Here is an 18,762-nt window from a genome sequence, read left to right as displayed (position 1 = left end):
GCTTAATTAGGACATAAAAAAAGGACTACCCTAAGGCAGTCCTTTCCATATAATTGAACCTAGTTGTAATTATTTAACTATTAAACTTCTAGTTTCTTTAAGCGCAGCCCCTGTAACTACCACATGGTAAAGACCTGTTTTAAGGCCGCTAACATCAATAGTCTCTTCATGGCTACCAGCTAAACCGGCTAATACTTTTGAGTAAACTACTTTACCCATATTATCATAAACCGCTACATTAATATCTCTTGCTTCTCCTGAAACATTAAATTTAACGTTGGCTTCTAAAGATGCTGGGTTAGGGTAAACATTAAAATCAATAGTGTTTACAATTTGAGACATCACTGAACGTGCTGCTCCACCAATTATAACGGCATAATCTTCAACTTCTCCGTAGTTAAACGTTTCACACGCTGAAGGAGTACCGTTGTACTTCATGCTTACTCTCATTCTTGTTAAACCAGAGATAGCCGCTGATGGAACAGTGAATGATCCACTGATAGATGCACTTGTTGAAAGAGACTTACTATATACTTTTTCATTGGCATCATCAAAATCGCCATCATGATTGTAATCAATCCAAATAGCATATGCTTCACGATATATTTTACCTGTCCATTCTGGAGTAAGAGTGAAGTTATAGCTAGCACCTACAGTTAAGCTAGTTGAAAGTGAAGTATAATCGCCATATCCGCCATCATTACCAGATGTATTATTGATACTACCTAAAGTGAATGACTTAATATATTCATCAGATGAATTATTACCAGCAGATGTACAATACTCAACATCAACTACGGCAGTAGTTACCTCTACTGAAGTGGCAGAAGACACATTTCCTGCAGCATCGAATGCTTCTACAGTGAATGTATAACTAGTACCCGCTACTAAGTTAAATGCAGTATAGCTTAGACTATCAGACTCAGCTAATAAAGTACCGTCTTGGTATACATTGTAACCGATCACTTCTACATTATCTGATGACTCAGTCCATGTTAAAGTAGCTGTAGTTTCAGTAACAGTAGCTACAAGCTCAGTTGGGGCTGTAGGCGCCTCAATATCGTTAGGTAAATCACCTTCTATACAGAATACTTTAGATTCTCCGCTACCATATGCTCCTCCAGAAATAATACTAACACCACTACCATCAGACAAAGAATAAAATCCATTTCCATAGTCACAGCAAATACCATCTCCATAAGTATCATATATAGAAAACGTATACATTCCTGCTTCTAACTCTAAAGTCTCAGTAATAGAACCTCCAGAATAACCCCCTCCTTCATACACAACTGTTTCGCCTTGTACTAAGGTCCAAGATGTTTCCTCTGGGTACTCGTCAAACTCAATTGATAGGGTTACTGGTCCTACATTACAGTTATTAAGAGTAGTAGTCACCTCTAATGCTGAACTAAAAACTCCTCCACTTTCTTCGCATCTTGCTCTTACTTTACATGCGTATGTTGTTCCAGACTCAAGGCCATCAACAGTTAATTCAGTGTCGGACACATTGAATGATAAGCTACCAACAGTAACATCATATGATAAAGCTCCAGAAACAGCATCCCAAGATAAGTCAAAGCTGTAATCTTCAACATTAGCCACTGCTAAACCAGTTGGTGCAGGCAACTCACAAAGCTCTGCTGTTCCCAATTCGTCTCTTGGTCCACCTGGCTCAAAAATAGCATCCATACGTGCTTTTTGTCCTGCAGAGAACATCACCATACAGGCATCATCTACATAATCCATGTAGTTCATGAACATATCACTTGTAAATCCGCCATTTGAAGAACAAGATTTAGATGGATAAGAAGGACAACCATAGTTAGGCTCTGCAGCTAATGGAGTATCACTCACAAAATCATCTACAGAACATCCTCCATCACCCCAGATATGACGTAAGTTTAAATAGTGACCCACTTCGTGCGTAGCAGTTCTACCTTTGTCAAATGGAGCATCTAAATAAAAAGTCTCTCCAGCTGGTTCTTTGTCAATGCTACCACAGTACTGAGGAGAGAATACTACTCCATCAGTAGCAGCCGGGCCACCAGGGAATTGAGCATATCCTAAAATACCTCCACCTATATTACATATCCACATGTTCATGTAATGGGCAGGATCAATAGGATCAACTCCACCTTGCGATGATTTTTTCATGGCATCGTTAGTACCCCAGCTAGTTCTAGTACTATATTTCCTAGTAACTTGAGAGTTCACAAATTCTATTTGAAAATCAGCAACAACACCAGCAAATTCATCTGGCACATTTCCTACATCGCTATTTAATTTTCTGAAATCTTCATTCAACACATCTATTTGTGACTGAATTTGCGCATCACTGATATTTTCTTGATCAGTATTATATATAACATGAGTTATAACAGGAATTGTAAGTACACCTGTTCTTGCAGCCACAAGTCCATTCTTTCTTTTTTCGATAAATGAACGTGTTAAATCAGCTATCTGCTGTCTTTTTCTTGCGGTCTTAGGATCTAGGTTTTGTTTCGCTAAGACTTCTTCCGCAGCACAACTGCGGTGCGACACACTTTTTTGGGCATAGGCCGATGATAAGCTACATGCGACCATGCAGCCAACGAGTAAACGTTTTAACATAAATAGTTTCGGTTAGGTTTAAAATTGATTAATGTGTATGAAAGAATTGGTCAGCGAGTTGAACCAGAAACCAAATTTAATCACAACACATCCGCAAATAACAGGTGTAATTATTTAAAATAAAACATAATGACAATAATAAATTCTGACTATGTACCTTTTTACATGTTTTTACCCATCTCTAAAAACTAACTTTTATATAGATATTTGCTGTTAGTCTCTAGGAATTTGCGGTGTAGTTGGGAATCAATTCCCCAATTACTAACCAAAAAGTTGTGGAATTATGTCCACTACTTTCCACACAATTCCCCACAAAAAACGAGGCACCCTACAACTGTTAAAAGTTTGGCATCCCATTTTACAGATAAAAAAACATTGATTTTGATAAGTATTAACTGATTTAGCCTTCACCACCCTCTCCCAAGCAGCACCTCTTTCAGTTTTAGCACGATTTTTCAACTGTGACCTGTAACTGATCAAGAGTTTTGTCTCATTCTCCAAGCTAAAGCAATTCTCCGCATCAGTAAAAATGTTTAACGTCTGATTAACTTATAAAACAAAATGACCGCTATCGAATTTAACCACAGAATTGCATCTTTAACTGATACATTAGAACTGTTTACTAGAAGATTCACCAAAGACCAGGAAGAATCTGAAGACCTAATTCAAGACACAGTGCTTAAGGCATTAACTTATAGAGATAAGTTTAAACAAAACACAAACTTGAAAGGTTGGTTGTATACCATCATGAGAAATACCTTTATTAACAATTATAGAAAAGCTCAAAGAGCAAGAACTACTCATGATGACACTAAAGAGTTATACTACTTAAACGTAGCTGATGATTATACATTTAACTCTCCTGATAGTTCTTTCGAATATGCTGATATCATGGACTGTGTAAATGAAGTTAAAGGAGACTTACTTCAACCATTCCAAATGCATGTAGAGGGATATAAATATCATGAGATTGCTGATCAATTAGATATTCCGATCGGTACAGTGAAAAACAGAATTTTTCACGCCAGAAAAGAAATACAGAAAAAATTAGTAGCTTATGCTAAATAATAAGCCTTATTAATTAATGAAAAAAAAAGATGTAGGAATTATTGGATCGGGCTTCTCTAGCTTAGCCGCGGCTTGTGCCCTTGCCAAAGAAGATTACACGGTAACAATATACGAAAAGAATGAAAGCCCTGGTGGTCGAGCACGTAAGTTCGAAGCCCAGGGCTTTACTTTTGATATGGGGCCTAGTTGGTACTGGATGCCCGATGTCTTTGAAAGCTTTTTTAATAAGTTTGGAAAATCAGCTGCAGACTATTATTCATTAGTCAGGCTAGATCCCTCCTATCGAGTTTATTGGGGTGAAGACGATTACACTGACATACCGGCCAAATTAGAAGATATATATGCTCTATTTGAAAGCCTTGAAAAAGGGAGCGCAAATAAGCTAAAAGCTTTTTTACAAGAAGCCGAATATAAGTATAAAGTGGGTATGGAAGACTTGGTTTACAAACCAGGTAAATCTATATCCGAGTTTTATGACAAGCGATTGATCAAAGGTGTTTTTAAACTCCATGTATTTCAGTCTATATCTAAATACATAAAAACATTCTTTAAGAACCCTAAGATTGTTCAACTACTAGAGTTCCCAGTGCTCTTTTTGGGAGCTATGCCTGAAAAAACACCCGCTTTATACAGCTTGATGAATTATGCTGATATTTCATTAGGCACGTGGTATCCACAGGGTGGAATGCACGAAATTGTGAGCGGAATGGTGACATTAGCACAGTCATTAGGCGTAGATTTTAAATACAATACAGACATTTCGGCTATTAATATAGCCAATAACAGAGCTACTTCATTAACCAACCACCAAGCTTCTTATAAACATGAATATTTTGTAGGAGGAGCTGATTACCATCATATAGAGCAACATTTGATTCCTAAGGAATACAGAAAATACGATGAAAAGTACTGGAACAATAGAGACCTAGCTCCTGGTTCATTAATTTTCTATTTAGGGGTTAATAAAAAGATAAAAAACCTTCTTCATCATAACCTATTTTTTGATGAGGATTTTAAAATACATGCGTCAGAAATATACGAGAACCCTAAGTGGCCTAAAGCACCATTATTTTATGTCTGCTGCCCTTCAAAAACGGATGATACGGTAGCCCCTGATGGCATGGAAAATATATTTATACTAATACCTGTGGCGCCAGGCTTAGAAGACTCTGAGAGCATAAAAGAAGAATATTATGACCTTATAATGCAGCGCCTTGAAAAATTAACGAAGGACAGCATAAAAGATCATGTGATTTATAAAAAATCATATGCTCACTCAAATTTTATTGATGACTATAATGCTTTTAAAGGAAATGCTTACGGCCTAGCTAACACCCTAAAGCAAACAGCCATTTTAAAACCAAGTATGCATAATACTAAAATAAAAAACTTATATTATACTGGGCAACTAACAGTTCCTGGTCCTGGCGTGCCTCCAGCACTAATCTCAGGTCAGGTAGCAGCTCAGCAAATTATAAATAGTAAAGAATGAAAGCACTTTACGATGAAGTTTCTGTGAAATGCAGCAGGTTAACAACCCATGCATATAGCACATCATTTTCTCTAGGCATTCGTTGTCTGGAAAAAGAAATTAGGGACCCTATTTGTTCCATATACGGTTTCGTACGTTTTGCAGATGAAATTGTAGATACTTTTCATGACTACAACAAAGAGGTGCTACTCAACCGCTTTAAAGACGATACTTATACAGCCATAGAGGAAGGTATTAGCCTAAACCCTATTCTTAATAGCTTTCAGCATGTGGTAAATACATTTAAAATTGACCATACACTTATTGATCAATTTCTATACAGCATGGAAATGGATTTATATAAAACTGCGTACGATCAGGCTAAATATGAAGAATACATTTTGGGATCGGCAGAGGTTGTTGGTTTAATGTGCCTGAAAGTATTTTGCAAAGGCAATGAACAAGAATACCTACACCTTAAGCCCTACGCTATGAAACTAGGCTCTGCATTTCAAAAAATAAATTTCCTTAGAGATTTACAGGCCGATTACCTAAAAATGGGCCGAAGTTATTTCCCTGGGATTGAAATCAATCAATTTAATGACATCAGTAAAAAAGAAATTGAGAAGGACATTGAGAAAGATTTCAAAATGGGTTTTGAAGGGATAAAAAAACTACCTTCTTGTGCTAAGTTTGGCGTATACTTGGCATATGTTTATTATTATCAACTATTTGAAAAAATAAAAAGAACACCGTCAAACCATGTTCTTAAACAACGAATTAGAATACCCAACCCACGTAAATTTTCACTTCTGTGTTCTACCTATCTAAAACACAGACTTAATCTCATATAACCCTTTAAATGGAAGAAGTAATACTTGTTGATAGCCGCGACAATGAAATAGGAACTATGGAAAAGTTAGAAGCTCATGAAAAAGGCTTATTGCATAGAGCATTTTCTGTAATCTTATTTAATAAAAACGGTGACCTTTTAATACAAAAAAGAGCTAATCATAAATACCACTCCGGAGGGCTATGGACAAACACTTGCTGTAGTCATCCCAGGCCTGGAGAATCATTAAAAGAGGCAACTAAAAGGCGTTTGATGGAAGAAATGGGCATCAGTTTTCAGCCAGAATATGCGTATAAGTTCATTTACAAAGTTGCTTTAGACCATGGCATGACCGAGCACGAACTAGATCATGTATACCTTGGTGAATTTGAAGGGAGCCCTAATATTAACCCTGAAGAAGTGGCGGAATGGAAATACATACCTTTAAAAGACCTGAAGTCAGACATTAGCAGCAACCCAAATGCCTACACTTCTTGGTTTAAAATATTGGTAGAAAAAATGAGTTGACATAAGCCTAGTTAAACATAGCACTAGTCATTGTGTTAGTATTTAAACTACATTTCTATAGTGCTATGATTTCAATTCTAAAACTGTTTCAAAATAAGACTGCTACCAAAAAGACCAAGATGGAAAAAAGAAAATCCAGAATGGTGAAGGAAGCGAAAACCATGAAACGGAAAGGTGAATTGCAGCTTTATACGTTAAAAAGAATGGAAATAGATGCCATTCAAAAAGAGATTAAAAGGATTGAGTCTATTTAGAATTACGTGAACAATTCAATGAAAATATCTGTATTCTGGTTTCGTAGGGATCTAAGACTGGATGATAACATTGGCCTTTACAATGCCTTAGAAGGTGAGTATCCCATTTTACCTCTATTCATTTTCGATAAAAATATTTTAGATGATCTTGAAAATAAATCTGATGCTAGGGTTAGCTTTATTCATGATCAGGTTAGCAGGATCAATCAACAGCTAAAAGAAAAAGATTCCACTTTAAAAGTGAAATATGGAACGCCAGAGCAAATCTGGGAGGCGTTAATAAAAGAGTATGATATAGCTGAAGTTTATACTAATAGAGACTACGAACCATATGCTCGTGAACGAGACGAAAAAATAAACGAGCTTTTAAAGGACAATAATATTACTTTTAAAACTTATAAAGATCAGGTAATATTTGAGAAGGATGATGTGCTTAAAAGTGATGGCACGCCTTATGTTGTTTTCACCCCATACAGTAAATTATGGAAAAGTAAGCTATCTAAAAAGTCATTTGAGTCAGCACCTTCAGCTCTATACTTTAGCAACTTCGCAAAGCATAAATTTGAAACCCCCATCACATTAGATGATATGGGTTTCCAACCATCAAGCATAGCCATTCCATCTGAGAACGTAAGTGAACATACACTTAACAATTATGCTAAAAACCGAGATTACCCGGCCATAGATGGAACATCGCGCTTAGGCGTGCACTTAAGGTTTGGCACTATTAGCATTAGAAAACTAGCGGCTCAGGCACAAAACCTTAGCGACACATACATCAACGAACTTATTTGGAGAGAGTTTTACCAAATGATACTCTGGCATTTCCCAAAAGTGGTAAAGGATAATTTCCATCAGAAGTTCGACAACCTAAAGTGGGAAAATGACAACGAAAAATTCAAGGCTTGGTGCGAAGGAAAAACCGGTTACCCTATAGTAGATGCTGGTATGCGCGAACTCAATGCTACTGGATACATGCATAATAGAGTACGAATGGTGGTAGCAAGCTTTCTTACAAAACATTTATTGATAGATTGGCGCTGGGGCGAAGCTTATTTTGCAGAAAAATTGTTAGATTATGAACTAGCCTCAAATAATGGTGGTTGGCAATGGGCAGCCGGAACAGGTACTGATGCTCAACCTTATTTTAGAGTATTTAACCCAGAGTCACAATTAAAGAAATTTGACCCTGAATTAAAATATGTAAAAAAATGGGTGAAAGAGTATGACACCAACGATTACCCATCTCCTATTGTAGAGCATAAGACTGCGAGAGAAAAGGCTATAGATACTTACAAAACAGCATTAGGTAAATGAAAATTTTACTTACAGGTTCCACCGGCTATATAGGAAGGCGTTTACTTCCAGTACTGGTCAACGAAGGCCACGAGGTGGTGTGCCTTGTAAGAGATAAAAGAAGATTTGACTGGGAGGATTTCGACAGTGATTTTCTTCAGCACGTTGAAGTATTAGAGGCGGACTTACTTGACGACTCCTCGTTAACTCGTTTACCTAAAGATATCGATGCTGCTTACTACCTTGTTCATTCCATGACCGGGTCATATTCTGGTTTTGCAGAAAAAGAAATGCGAAGCGCAGAGAATTTCGCCAGTTATATTAAAAACACCAGTGCTCAGCATATAATATACCTTAGTGGTATTGCTAATGACGATGAGCTGTCAGAACATTTAGAATCACGAAAAAATGTAGAAGACAAACTAAAGGTAGAAGGAAAAGGGCTTACTGTTTTAAGAGCAGCAATAATCATAGGTTCTGGCAGCGCATCTTTCGAAATCATTAGAGATTTGGTAGAAAAACTACCGGTAATGGTAGCCCCAAAATGGTTAAAAAGTAAATGCCAGCCAATAGGAATACGAAATGTTATTGAGTACTTATCTGGCCTATTATTACAAAAAGAGAGTTACGACAAGGTATTTGACATAGGTGGCCCAGATATTATGACCTACAAAGAAATGTTGTATGGCTATGCCAAAAGTCGTAAGCTAAACCGTAATATCATATCTGTGCCAGTGCTGAGCCCCAAGCTATCATCACTTTGGCTATATTTTGTGACCTCTACCTCTTTTTCTCTAGCCAGAAATTTGGTAGACAGCATGAAGCACAATGTAGTAGTGGAAAATGAGGGCATTCAGAAAATAGTACCTCTCAAGCTGTTTAATTATCAAGAAATGCTTGAAATGGCATTTAGTAAAATCAGTCAAAAAAACATCATTTCCAGCTGGAAAGATGCCATTTCGAACCGTAAATTCAGGTACAACTTTCTGGACTTTGTAGAAGTACCTAATCACGGCTGCTTTCATGACATAAGAGAAGTGAAATTTGAAAAGGACACCGATATTGTGAAACAAAACCTGTGGGCCATAGGAGGCACTACAGGCTGGTATTTCGCCAATTTTTTATGGAAAATCCGTGGTTTTATGGACAAGGCCGTTGGTGGTGTAGGTTTAAGAAGAGGCAGAAGAGATCAGCATGAATTAAAAGCAGGAGATTCATTAGACTTTTGGCGCGTGCTTAAGTCTGATCCTAAAAAAGGGCATTTGTTATTATATGCCGAAATGAAACTACCGGGAGAAGCATGGTTAGAATTTAAAATTAAAGAAAATGAAGATGGCAAAAAACTCGTTCAAAAAGCTACATTTCGCCCTTTAGGCATATGGGGCAGAATTTATTGGTATTCAGTTTTACCGTTTCATTTTATCATATTTCCACACATGGCCAAAAACATAGTTAACGCAAAGCCTCATTAAGTATGAAAGTATATAACCTACATAAAAAACAGTTTTTACCAATAAGCCTTGATGAAGCGTGGAATTATTTCTCAAGTCCTAAAAACCTAAAAGAAATTACACCTCCACATATGAAGTTTGACATCAAATATATCTCTGTCTCTGACAAGATGTACCAAGGACAGATTATTAAATATATGGTAAATGTATTACCAATGGTGCCTGTAAAATGGACCACTGAAATCACCCATGTAGATGAACCTTACTATTTTGTAGATGAACAACGCTTCGGCCCGTATGCCTTGTGGCACCATCAACATCATTTTAAAGAGGTAAATGGTGGAGTAGAAATGTATGATGAAGTTAATTATGCCATACCCTTTGGCATATTTGGCCGTATCGCCAACTCCTTATTTGTAGAAAAACAGGTAAACAGTATATTTGATTACCGATTTAAAAAGTTAGAATCCGTATTTAACCCCAAGTCAGTAGAAATTTAATGGAAGCAAGTCTTATCATAATCTGCGCTATAATAACAATCGCCACTTTTTTATTTATGGAATTTGTAGCATGGTTTACCCATAAATATATAATGCATGGCTTTTTATGGAGCTGGCATAGATCGCATCATGTAAAACACGACCATACCTTGGAACGTAACGACTTATTTGCTGTAGTTTTTAGTGTTATCTCCATTAGTTTATTTTACTACGCTACTATAGTTACTTACAACCCATATTTAGTAGCAGTTGGCTTAGGCATTTTATGCTACGGTATTTTCTATTTCATTTTTCACGATGTAATTGTTCACCAACGGATAAAATGGTGGCCCAAGAGCAGAAGCAAATACCTAAACAGAATGATTAGAGCCCACCATATACATCATAAAAAGCACACTAAAGAAGAAGGTGAGGCATTTGGCTTTTTGTACGCACCTAAAAAATATGAAAATAAGGATATAAAAAAGGTATAAATGGAATCTAAATACCTTTACTTAATTCTCGACATATTAACTATCTCAATACCCTTCATAGCTAGCTTTTATAAAAAGGCTTCTTTTTACAAGGAGTGGAAGAACTTTTTTCCTGCTATGACAATAGTTGCTACTATCTTCATTGTTTGGGATGCGTATTTCACCGCTATTGGTGTTTGGGGTTTTAACCCAAAATACTTAATGGGACTTAACATATTCCATCTTCCTATTGAAGAATGGTTATTCTTTATTTGTGTGCCCTATGCATGCACCTTTACTTATTTCGCCTTTAAGCATTTATTTAAAAAAGATTACCTTAAACATGTCGGTGCTGCGCTATTCCCATTTTTAATATTCTTCCTACTCACTTTAGCTGTACTCAATAATGATAAGTGGTATACCGCATCCACATTTTTTCTTTTAAGTATTTTCTTAATTGTTATTATTAAAAAAAAACCTCACTATACAGGCACTATGCTCTTAACTTATTTGGTAACGTTAATTCCATTTTTCATCGTTAATGGTATTTTAACCGGCACTGGCATAGAAGAAGAAGTGGTCTGGTATAACAACAATGAAAACTTAGCCCTCAGAATGGGTACTATTCCAATTGAAGACGCATTTTACGGCATGCTATTGATCATGTCTAATATTTCCTTATTTGAATTTTTTAGATCTAGAAATAAATAAGGTTATAGCGAATAATTATGTTTATCAAAGGGATTGTCAGTTAACGTTTTAAGAAAAGCTATTATTGATTCTTGCTCCTCTTTAGATAAATTCAAATTGTCTTCAGGCAATGTTTGATGCGCCATATTAAAGCCCAAACCATTCCCTCCCCCCTTATTATAAAAATCAATTACTTGGGTTAGCGTTGTAAAAGCTCCATTGTGCATGTATGGCGCTGTTAGCTCTACATTCCGAACGGTGGGTATTCTAAAAGCATATAAATTCAACGCTCCTCCATAAATATGGTATCTACCCGAATCTAAGTCTAAGGTTTTCATTGCTGATGTTTTTGAAACGCCAATTACTTCAGATTCATTTTCAGTATAAAATGGAGGTATTGTACCATTAAAAAGTGGAGCGAAATGGCATGTTCCACATTTTGCTTTCCCCATATACAAATTAAACCCAAGTATTTCTTGGCGATCCAACTGCCCCTCTCCCCTCAAATATAGATCAAAACGGCTATTGAGAGAGGTCAATGATCTTACATATGCAGCAAGAGCCAGTTCTACTTTTTTCGCATCTATTTCACCATCGTTAAATGCTTTAATCCACATACTATCGTAGTGCCCATTGTCTTTCAACATTTTCACTATCTCAGTCATTGAACCATGAAGTTCATTTTTATTATTCACCACATTTTCAATTTGTGTCTCAAGACTTTTAGCTCTTGAATCGTAAAATAATTCTTGTTGAAGGCCCGAGTTGAGCAATGTTGGAGCATTTCTAATAATTTCTTTATTGTCTAGCCCAATACTTTTGGCAAGTCCATCAGTAAAAGCCAATGCCGGCACATGACAAGTAGCACACGACCTATCATTTTCTTTACTTAAAGATTGATCATAAAAAAGCATACCACCCAAATGAGTCAACTCCTTATGATCGATATTTTTGGGCATAAGCCCCTCAAAGTAATTCAGGTTATAATATTGAGCACCAAACAATACCGGCTCACTAAAATTAATGGCAGATGAAATATGATTATTGGGTATATCCAGTTCATTTTGACAGTCAAAAACTAACCTGTACAAAGGCTGTAAATGATGCTTAATAAAATGCAACCTATCAAAACTATTGAAATCTCCTGAACTTAAGTATTCATGAATATTATCGAAAGACACACGCAACTTGGCTTTTAACTCCTCCGAAATTAAAGGCTCATAAATAAATATCAACTGCCTAATATTATCATATATAGCCTGAGCTTCTTCTAAAGAATAAAAAGCAAGCGGACTATCAAAACCAGATATACCCAGAGATACTGATCTAAGGAACTCTACTTTAATCGCCTCTATCACATTTTGATGATTAAGCACTAATGCCTCGCTCTCTCTACTTAAAACTTCAGCAGTGTAAAAAATTCTCTCCGCCTCAGTAAAAGCTAATTTTTCTACTTCCTTATTATAGCTAGGGAAAAGGTATTCTTCCAAGACCTGCAATCCTGTAGCTTCTATTATGCGCTCAGGAGCACCAGTATCTACCTTATCAACAGGTGGCCCATTGAGTCTTTTACAATAATCCGGATTATAAAATTCTGCAATGGTTTCTATCGCTTTATACTTTAAGCGAGCATTATAGAAAGCACTTCTTACCTTTACAGAATCTCTATATTCGGTTTTAATAACAGTTTTTAGCTGCTCTGTAGAACGATAAAAATCGGCTAATGATTTTTTATAATGGCTTTCTATTTGGCTTAATACTTTCGCATTATCATGGCTCACAGGTCTATCAGAGGTGCAAGCAATGATAAGAATAATAAGAGGAAGGATATATTTCACGGCAGTAACAAAAATAAGGTAGGGTTTCCCCTACCTCTTGAACGTATATTAGATTAAGAGTAGATACAAATTATCTTCCAAGACCTTCAATCAATAACACTTGACTTCCCTGGTCTTCACCTGGTCTAATGGCCCCACCATCAGCACCTTTAAACTTGGCATCGTGCCATTTATGAGCCTGCACCCCTAACATAAATTTAGGTGTAGTTGATTTTACGATATCTGTTATATCTATTAACGAACCATACTCCCAGTCACCTGGTGCTCCCCCTCCGTATGACTCCATTTGATTTATTTCAAAAGCTACTTTGATGGTATTATTAGCTATATCATACTGATAAACGTAAGCCGCATGCGCTTGCCCGTTACTAGGAGCATTACCTCTATTATAACCATTAGGATCTTCTTGAATATAAACATAGTTTTCTGTTACACATATGTTATCAGGGTTATGAAACATAGCTCCATTGTTATCTACATCTCCATCTATAACACAAGTTAACTTTGCACTAGTAAAATCATTTACATCATCAAAATACAATTTATACACCCTACCATTTAAAGAAACATTATTGTCTCCATCAGTACCTGTAACATTAAACCAAACCTCACGACCAGCATCTCCACTGCCTTTTCTGTAGTCTACATCTTCTACTCTACCGAACTCGAGACCGCCATTATCTTTAATATAATTGTTAATTTGTTCTCCAGACATAGCGGCAGCATTTTCTATAACTTCCCAAGTTACGTCATAAGTCTCGCCTTCTTCCATCTGAGTTTCTATTTGGTTTTCATTATCTCTTTTAAGAAAATAAACCCTGCCATTTACTAAATCACCAGTAGATCCTGACGCATACATGCCCAAGTTACCAGTGCTACCATCATCATCACCAATGATAACCATCGTGCTCACTCCGTTTAATGAAGCCAAAGCAGCAGAAGGTATTGGTGCGGCATTTTCAGCATTCCACCTACCAAATTCTGTAATAGGTCTTGGTATACCTGCTGACCCGGCATTAGCGGTTAAAACATCTACTCGTTTGATCTGAGATTCTCTTCCACTTTCTCCTGCAGAGAAAAACAAGGGGCCAAAACCATGTATATCAGGGTAGGCCATAGAGCCTGAGCACAACCTTGTGCCTGAAGCAGAAGAATTTAAGACATAAGAACCATGCACTGGCACTAAATCCTTATTTAAAACTATCTTAGAGATTGCATAATTATCTTCATTGTTCACAAAGTACCAATACCCTTTATCACCCATATCTACCAGGCCAGCTCCATCAGCCGAACCTCCAAAAACATAATTTGATGATAATGGCAGTTGATCTTCACTACTAAATAAGGTCTTAACTGTTACATCAGAAACATCTTTAACAGTTATAAAAGCAGGTGTAATAGAAGTAAATTCTATGGTATCGATGTCTACGTCTGCATAAGTAAGATCTTCCCCATCTTCTCCTGCAGGCCCTTGAGGTCCTTGCTCTCCCTGATCTCCTTGTGGCCCCACCTCGCCCTTATCTCCTTCACAAGAAGACAAGATTGAAGAAGTTCCTACTGCCATGACTAATAGGCTTAAAAATAACTTCTTAGATAATTTCATTTTTGTTTGTTTGTCAGTTGATTAAAGTCACTGCAATATTACCTGCTGCATATGACTCCATTTTAACCACTTCATTAAGCTTAAATGAAATCCTCATCTAAGCCATTTATAGCGTAAACAACAAACATTCAATTTATTACATAAAAAATAATGCTATCACCTTTCCAGATGGATTAATAAAATATTACCTCAACATCATTGATTAGAATGTTTTTAAATAAAGAGGGCTTCTTAATAGAAGCCCTCTTTATTTTTCACTTATTATTTTTTAGAATTACTCCAGACCAGCTTTTTATCCTTTGCCATTTCTTCAAAATCCGGACACGTATTCCTTCCCATTATTCCTCCCGATTGGCAAATCACCTCGCCTCTACAGTTGTACACCATAGTCATAAAATCTGGGCAATTCACACACATATTTACATAAAATACTTGTTCTCCTTTAAAACTGTATTCATAAATTACGGCCTCTCGATTCAAATCACTTTCTTGATGTTTATCCACTATTTGCTTCAACCAACTCAGTTCTTGCACTGCATTTTTTTCATAACAACCATTCATATGTGCTTCAGTTTTGCAGTTAAAAATTAGTAGACACACTAAAAACCAACTGTATATTAGTACATTATTTTTCATATGTAATACGATATATTTTATGACCATAATCATCAGAAACTAAAAGCGATCCATCAGAACGCTGCAATACATCTACAGGCCTCCCCCAATTATCTTGTGTAGCATTATTTAACCAACCATCAGCAAACACCTCTGCGTTTATAGCCTTACCGTTCTCAACCTTCACATGCATTAATCGATATCCTGCTTTCTTAGACCTATTCCAAGAGCCATGTTGAGCCACTATAATATCACCTTTATAAGTTTCGGGAAACATGCCCCCCGTATAAAACTCAATTCCTAAAGGAGCTACATGCGCACCAAATTTAAATGCAGGCTTTACGAAATCAGAACAAGAACGCTCAGATCCAAAAACAGGATCAGCAATATCTCCACCATGGCAGAATGGATATCCAAAATGACTTCCTATTTTCGTCATTTTATTCAGTTCGCAGGGAGGGTAATCGTCTCCTAAATTATCTCTACCATTATCTGTAAACCAGAGGCTACCTTCATCTGGACTCCAATCAAAACCAACAGAATTACGTACACCTTTTGCTACTATTTCAAAACCAGATCCGTCAGAATTCATCCTTGTAATAGTAGCAAAAATCTCATCTTCACTTTTACAATTATTACAAGGAGCACCTACAGGCACATATAGTTTACCATCTGGTCCAAAAGCAATATATTTCCATCCATGGTGTCCTTCTCTTGGATATTTATCATAAACTACCTCGTAAGCTGGAGGATTAGCCAAATCCTTTTCAATAGATTTAAATTTTAAAATTCGGCTAATTTCGGCCACATAAAGGTCTCCATCTTTAAAGGCCACGCCATTAGGTGAATTCAATCCATCAGCTATAATATACTTCTCCTCTGCCACACCGTCTCCATCAGCATCTTTCAGTGCGTATACTTTGCTTTCGGCTCTATTACCAACATATACAACACCCGATGGACTCTCAGCAAGCGAACGGGCATCTTCAACTTCAGCAAAAACACCAATTTTAAATCCTTCCGGGAGGTTTATTAAATCCAATTGATTTTTTGATCCTTCAACCTCCGGCTTATCAGCCATTATTAATTCGGTGGTATCCTCATTTGATTTCTGTTCATCATGACTAGAGGTTCCGCACGAAAAACACAAACAAGCTACTATATAAACAATCAAATGATTTAATTTCATACTCTTGATTTTTATCTAAAATAAGGTTTTTATAAATCGAATTAAAACTATCAGCCAAATTGGTTTACTATCTGTTGAGCTTCAAATAACTTTGCAGCATGTTATCTATTAATAACCTTTCTTATTACATTGGGGGCAGAGCTCTTTACGAAGACGCCTCTCTTCATATAAAGCCTAAAGACAAAATAGGTTTAATCGGTCTTAACGGAAAAGGTAAGTCTACGCTATTAAAACTAATCAATGGCGACTACCAAGCTGATAATGGCGACATAAGTAAAAGTAATGATTGTAGTATTGGATTCTTGAACCAGGACTTACTTTCTTACCAGTCAGAAGACAGCATACTTTCCGTAGCTATGATGGCTTTTGGAGAAGCTGTAGATACTCAAAAAGCCATTGAAGCCACCATTAAAAAATTAGAAACAGATTACTCAGATAACTTAGTAGAAAAGCTAACTAAGCTTCAAGAAAAATTTGAAAGGCTGGAAGGTTATTCTATGCAAGCCAAGGCTGAAGAAATATTGGAAGGTATTGGCTTTAAGACAGACGACCTTACAAAACCTTTAAAGCAGTTTTCTGGAGGGTGGAGAATGCGTGTAATGCTAGCCAAGCTATTATTAGAAAAGCCATCATTACTAATGCTCGATGAGCCTACCAACCACTTGGACTTACCTTCTATAGAGTGGGTAGAAAACTATTTAAGAACATATGAAGGCGCTGTAATAGTTGTATCTCATGATCGAGAATTCCTAAATAATACAATTTCAAAAATTGTAGAAGTTAGTAATGCTCAGCTTACAGCCTATGAAGGCAACTACGACTTCTACCTAGAAGAAAAAGAATTAAGGACCGAAATACAACAAAACGCATTTGAGAACCAACAGCAAAAGATAAAGCAAACAGAACGATTTATTGAGAAGTTTCGCGCTAAGGCTACTAAAGCTCGTCAGGTGCAATCCAGAGTAAAAGCACTGGATAGGATGGATAAAGTGGAAGAAGTCATAGACACCAATGCTGTAGTAAACTTCAAATTCGATTTTAAGCAACAGTCGGGCAGACATGTAGTAAGATTAGATGACGTAAGTAAAGCCTATGGAGACCTCCAAATCCTTAAAACCACCACTGCACACATAGAAAGAGGAGATAAAATTGCCCTGATCGGTGCTAATGGTAAAGGGAAATCTACTCTGCTGAGAATAATTGCTGGATCTGAAAAAATAGAAGGAAAGAGAGAAGAAGGCTATAACGTGCACATGGGATTCTATGCACAGCACCAATTAGAATCTCTGCAAGTAGATAATGAAATTTTAGAAGAACTAAAACAAGCTGGCACTGATAAATCTGAGCTACAACTCCGCCAAGTCTTGGGCTGCTTTTTGTTTTCTAACGATGATGTTTTCAAAAAGATAAAGGTATTATCTGGAGGCGAAAAATCAAGAGTAGCACTGGCTAAGACATTAATTTCAGAAGCTAACTTCTTACTCCTTGATGAGCCTACAAACCACTTGGATTTTCAATCAGAAAACATTTTAATACAAGCCTTACAACAGTATACAGGTACTTTTATTACTGTATCGCACAACAGGCACTTTGTATCCAATGTGGCCAACAAAATATGGTATATTGAAGATCAAGAAATAAAAGAATACCCTGGCACCTACAAAGAATACTTATATTGGGTAGAACAGAATGCTAGCAATAACGGCAATGAGGCCAAACCTGAAGCAAAAAAGAAAAAGCCAGCAGAAAAAAAACAAAAGCCTCCTCGTACTGCCGACAGTGAGATTAAGCTTAAAAGCTTAAAGAAAGAATTAGCCAAGACAGAAGATGCCATTCAAATACAAGAAGAAAAGGTAAATGAACTAGAAGAAAAGATGGCTGATCCTGAAATATTTGGGAATCCGGATAAGCTTTTAGAGTATAATACAAAATACGACAAACTAAAAACGGAACTAGAAGCGCTTAATGAAACCTGGGAAAGTTTAGCTATTGAAATTGACGAACTCGAAGATTAACATAAATAAGAAAGGCTCTCCAAATGGAGAGCCTTTCTTATTTTATTCATTTCATTAATAGCAATTAAAGCTTTAGGATTATATTAAGAACATAATTAATAAGCTAACCCCAAAAACTATAGTATAACGCCAGATCATTTTCCTTAATTGCAATTGATACGCTTTCATAAAAATTTAGTTCGTATTTATAATTTGTTATGTGTGTTACAATAGTAATTTCTAAAACGGATGCAAATCTAATATTATTTTATAATTAATAAAAGATAATATTTTTAATACTCAAGAAAATTACCCTTTTATTATTCTTTTCGAATGTTAAATCCGCATCAACATCAAAATATTATTTC

The 18,762-nt window shown here is 36.4% G+C and carries 16 protein-coding genes; 11 read left to right on the top strand and 5 right to left on the bottom strand.

Annotated elements, in window-relative coordinates; genetic code table 11:
• Positions 1 to 69: 69 nt before the first annotated feature.
• The gene (locus ACXACQ_RS13170) at positions 70 to 2,613 is read right to left on the bottom strand and encodes a GEVED domain-containing protein (RefSeq protein ID WP_474976412.1); all 2,544 of its coding nucleotides are present in this window, start codon (positions 2,611 to 2,613) and stop codon (positions 70 to 72) included.
• Between the two features lie 561 nt (positions 2,614 to 3,174).
• Between ACXACQ_RS13170 and ACXACQ_RS13165 the strand changes: the two genes are divergently transcribed.
• The 10 genes from ACXACQ_RS13165 (at position 3,175) to ACXACQ_RS13120 (ending at position 11,176) form a co-directional block, all read left to right on the top strand.
• Positions 3,175 to 3,681, top strand: a complete 507-nt coding sequence (locus ACXACQ_RS13165) for an RNA polymerase sigma factor (protein WP_474976411.1) — start codon at positions 3,175 to 3,177, stop codon at positions 3,679 to 3,681.
• Between the two features lie 16 nt (positions 3,682 to 3,697).
• On the top strand, positions 3,698 to 5,173 hold the full coding sequence (locus ACXACQ_RS13160) for a phytoene desaturase family protein (protein WP_474976410.1): 1,476 nt from the start codon (positions 3,698 to 3,700) through the stop codon (positions 5,171 to 5,173).
• A complete protein-coding gene (locus ACXACQ_RS13155) occupies positions 5,170 to 6,006 on the top strand; it encodes a phytoene/squalene synthase family protein (RefSeq protein WP_474976409.1) in 837 nt (278 codons plus the stop codon). The genes ACXACQ_RS13160 and ACXACQ_RS13155 overlap by 4 nt, the downstream gene beginning before the upstream one ends.
• Before the next feature lie 8 nt (positions 6,007 to 6,014).
• Positions 6,015 to 6,512, top strand: a complete 498-nt coding sequence (idi, locus tag ACXACQ_RS13150; protein WP_474976408.1) for an isopentenyl-diphosphate Delta-isomerase — start codon at positions 6,015 to 6,017, stop codon at positions 6,510 to 6,512.
• Positions 6,513 to 6,631: 119 nt separating this feature from the next.
• A complete protein-coding gene (locus ACXACQ_RS13145; protein ID WP_474976407.1) occupies positions 6,632 to 6,766 on the top strand; it encodes a hypothetical protein in 135 nt (44 codons plus the stop codon).
• 18 nt (positions 6,767 to 6,784) lie between these two features.
• Positions 6,785 to 8,083, top strand: a complete 1,299-nt coding sequence (locus tag ACXACQ_RS13140) for a cryptochrome/photolyase family protein (protein ID WP_474976406.1) — start codon at positions 6,785 to 6,787, stop codon at positions 8,081 to 8,083.
• A complete protein-coding gene (locus ACXACQ_RS13135; protein ID WP_474976405.1) occupies positions 8,080 to 9,534 on the top strand; it encodes an SDR family oxidoreductase in 1,455 nt (484 codons plus the stop codon). The genes ACXACQ_RS13140 and ACXACQ_RS13135 overlap by 4 nt, the downstream gene beginning before the upstream one ends.
• A gap of 2 nt (positions 9,535 to 9,536) precedes the next feature.
• Positions 9,537 to 10,013: an SRPBCC family protein gene (locus ACXACQ_RS13130; RefSeq protein WP_474976404.1), complete on the top strand. Its 477-nt coding sequence runs from the start codon at positions 9,537 to 9,539 to the stop codon at positions 10,011 to 10,013.
• Between the two features lie 56 nt (positions 10,014 to 10,069).
• The gene (locus ACXACQ_RS13125; RefSeq protein ID WP_474976403.1) at positions 10,070 to 10,486 is read left to right on the top strand and encodes a sterol desaturase family protein; all 417 of its coding nucleotides are present in this window, start codon (positions 10,070 to 10,072) and stop codon (positions 10,484 to 10,486) included.
• Positions 10,487 to 11,176, top strand: a complete 690-nt coding sequence (locus tag ACXACQ_RS13120; RefSeq protein ID WP_474976402.1) for a lycopene cyclase domain-containing protein — start codon at positions 10,487 to 10,489, stop codon at positions 11,174 to 11,176.
• Positions 11,177 to 11,178: 2 nt separating this feature from the next.
• Here ACXACQ_RS13120 and ACXACQ_RS13115 read toward each other — a convergent pair whose 3' ends face one another.
• The 4 genes from ACXACQ_RS13115 to ACXACQ_RS13100 form a co-directional block, all read right to left on the bottom strand.
• Positions 11,179 to 12,993, bottom strand: a complete 1,815-nt coding sequence (locus tag ACXACQ_RS13115; protein ID WP_474976401.1) for a cytochrome-c peroxidase — start codon at positions 12,991 to 12,993, stop codon at positions 11,179 to 11,181.
• A gap of 70 nt (positions 12,994 to 13,063) precedes the next feature.
• Positions 13,064 to 14,596: a PhoX family protein gene (locus ACXACQ_RS13110; protein ID WP_474976400.1), complete on the bottom strand. Its 1,533-nt coding sequence runs from the start codon at positions 14,594 to 14,596 to the stop codon at positions 13,064 to 13,066.
• A gap of 261 nt (positions 14,597 to 14,857) precedes the next feature.
• A complete protein-coding gene (locus tag ACXACQ_RS13105; RefSeq protein ID WP_474976399.1) occupies positions 14,858 to 15,157 on the bottom strand; it encodes a DUF6970 domain-containing protein in 300 nt (99 codons plus the stop codon).
• 64 nt (positions 15,158 to 15,221) lie between these two features.
• Entirely contained in the window at positions 15,222 to 16,400 is a 1,179-nt protein-coding gene (locus ACXACQ_RS13100) for a PQQ-dependent sugar dehydrogenase (protein ID WP_474976398.1), read from the bottom strand.
• A 98-nt stretch (positions 16,401 to 16,498) separates the two neighbouring features.
• On the opposite strand from ACXACQ_RS13100, the gene ACXACQ_RS13095 reads away from it, so the two are divergent.
• Positions 16,499 to 18,415 carry an ABC-F family ATP-binding cassette domain-containing protein gene (locus ACXACQ_RS13095; protein ID WP_474976397.1) on the top strand — a complete coding sequence of 639 codons (1,917 nt, stop codon included), beginning with the start codon at positions 16,499 to 16,501 and terminating at the stop codon, positions 18,413 to 18,415.
• The last annotated feature ends 347 nt before the right edge of the window (positions 18,416 to 18,762 follow it).

The sequence above is a fragment of the Fulvivirga sp. AWR4_260 genome (assembly GCF_056158185.1).
This window is presented reverse-complemented; position numbering and strand designations above follow the sequence as displayed.

Bases quoted from the DNA above. Each gene is read 5' to 3' on its own strand.
- ACXACQ_RS13170 (WP_474976412.1), bottom strand. From the start codon at position 2,613: ATGTTAAAACGTTTACTCGTTGGCTGCATGGTCGCATGTAGCTTATCA.
- ACXACQ_RS13165 (WP_474976411.1), top strand. From the start codon at position 3,175: ATGACCGCTATCGAATTTAACCACAGAATTGCATCTTTAACTGATACA.
- ACXACQ_RS13160 (WP_474976410.1), top strand. From the start codon at position 3,698: ATGAAAAAAAAAGATGTAGGAATTATTGGATCGGGCTTCTCTAGCTTA.
- ACXACQ_RS13155 (WP_474976409.1), top strand. From the start codon at position 5,170: ATGAAAGCACTTTACGATGAAGTTTCTGTGAAATGCAGCAGGTTAACA.
- idi (WP_474976408.1), top strand. From the start codon at position 6,015: ATGGAAGAAGTAATACTTGTTGATAGCCGCGACAATGAAATAGGAACT.
- ACXACQ_RS13145 (WP_474976407.1), top strand. From the start codon at position 6,632: ATGGAAAAAAGAAAATCCAGAATGGTGAAGGAAGCGAAAACCATGAAA.
- ACXACQ_RS13140 (WP_474976406.1), top strand. From the start codon at position 6,785: ATGAAAATATCTGTATTCTGGTTTCGTAGGGATCTAAGACTGGATGAT.
- ACXACQ_RS13135 (WP_474976405.1), top strand. From the start codon at position 8,080: ATGAAAATTTTACTTACAGGTTCCACCGGCTATATAGGAAGGCGTTTA.
- ACXACQ_RS13130 (WP_474976404.1), top strand. From the start codon at position 9,537: ATGAAAGTATATAACCTACATAAAAAACAGTTTTTACCAATAAGCCTT.
- ACXACQ_RS13125 (WP_474976403.1), top strand. From the start codon at position 10,070: ATGGAATTTGTAGCATGGTTTACCCATAAATATATAATGCATGGCTTT.
- ACXACQ_RS13120 (WP_474976402.1), top strand. From the start codon at position 10,487: ATGGAATCTAAATACCTTTACTTAATTCTCGACATATTAACTATCTCA.
- ACXACQ_RS13110 (WP_474976400.1), bottom strand. From the start codon at position 14,596: ATGAAATTATCTAAGAAGTTATTTTTAAGCCTATTAGTCATGGCAGTA.
- ACXACQ_RS13105 (WP_474976399.1), bottom strand. From the start codon at position 15,157: ATGAATGGTTGTTATGAAAAAAATGCAGTGCAAGAACTGAGTTGGTTG.
- ACXACQ_RS13100 (WP_474976398.1), bottom strand. From the start codon at position 16,400: ATGAAATTAAATCATTTGATTGTTTATATAGTAGCTTGTTTGTGTTTT.
- ACXACQ_RS13095 (WP_474976397.1), top strand. From the start codon at position 16,499: ATGTTATCTATTAATAACCTTTCTTATTACATTGGGGGCAGAGCTCTT.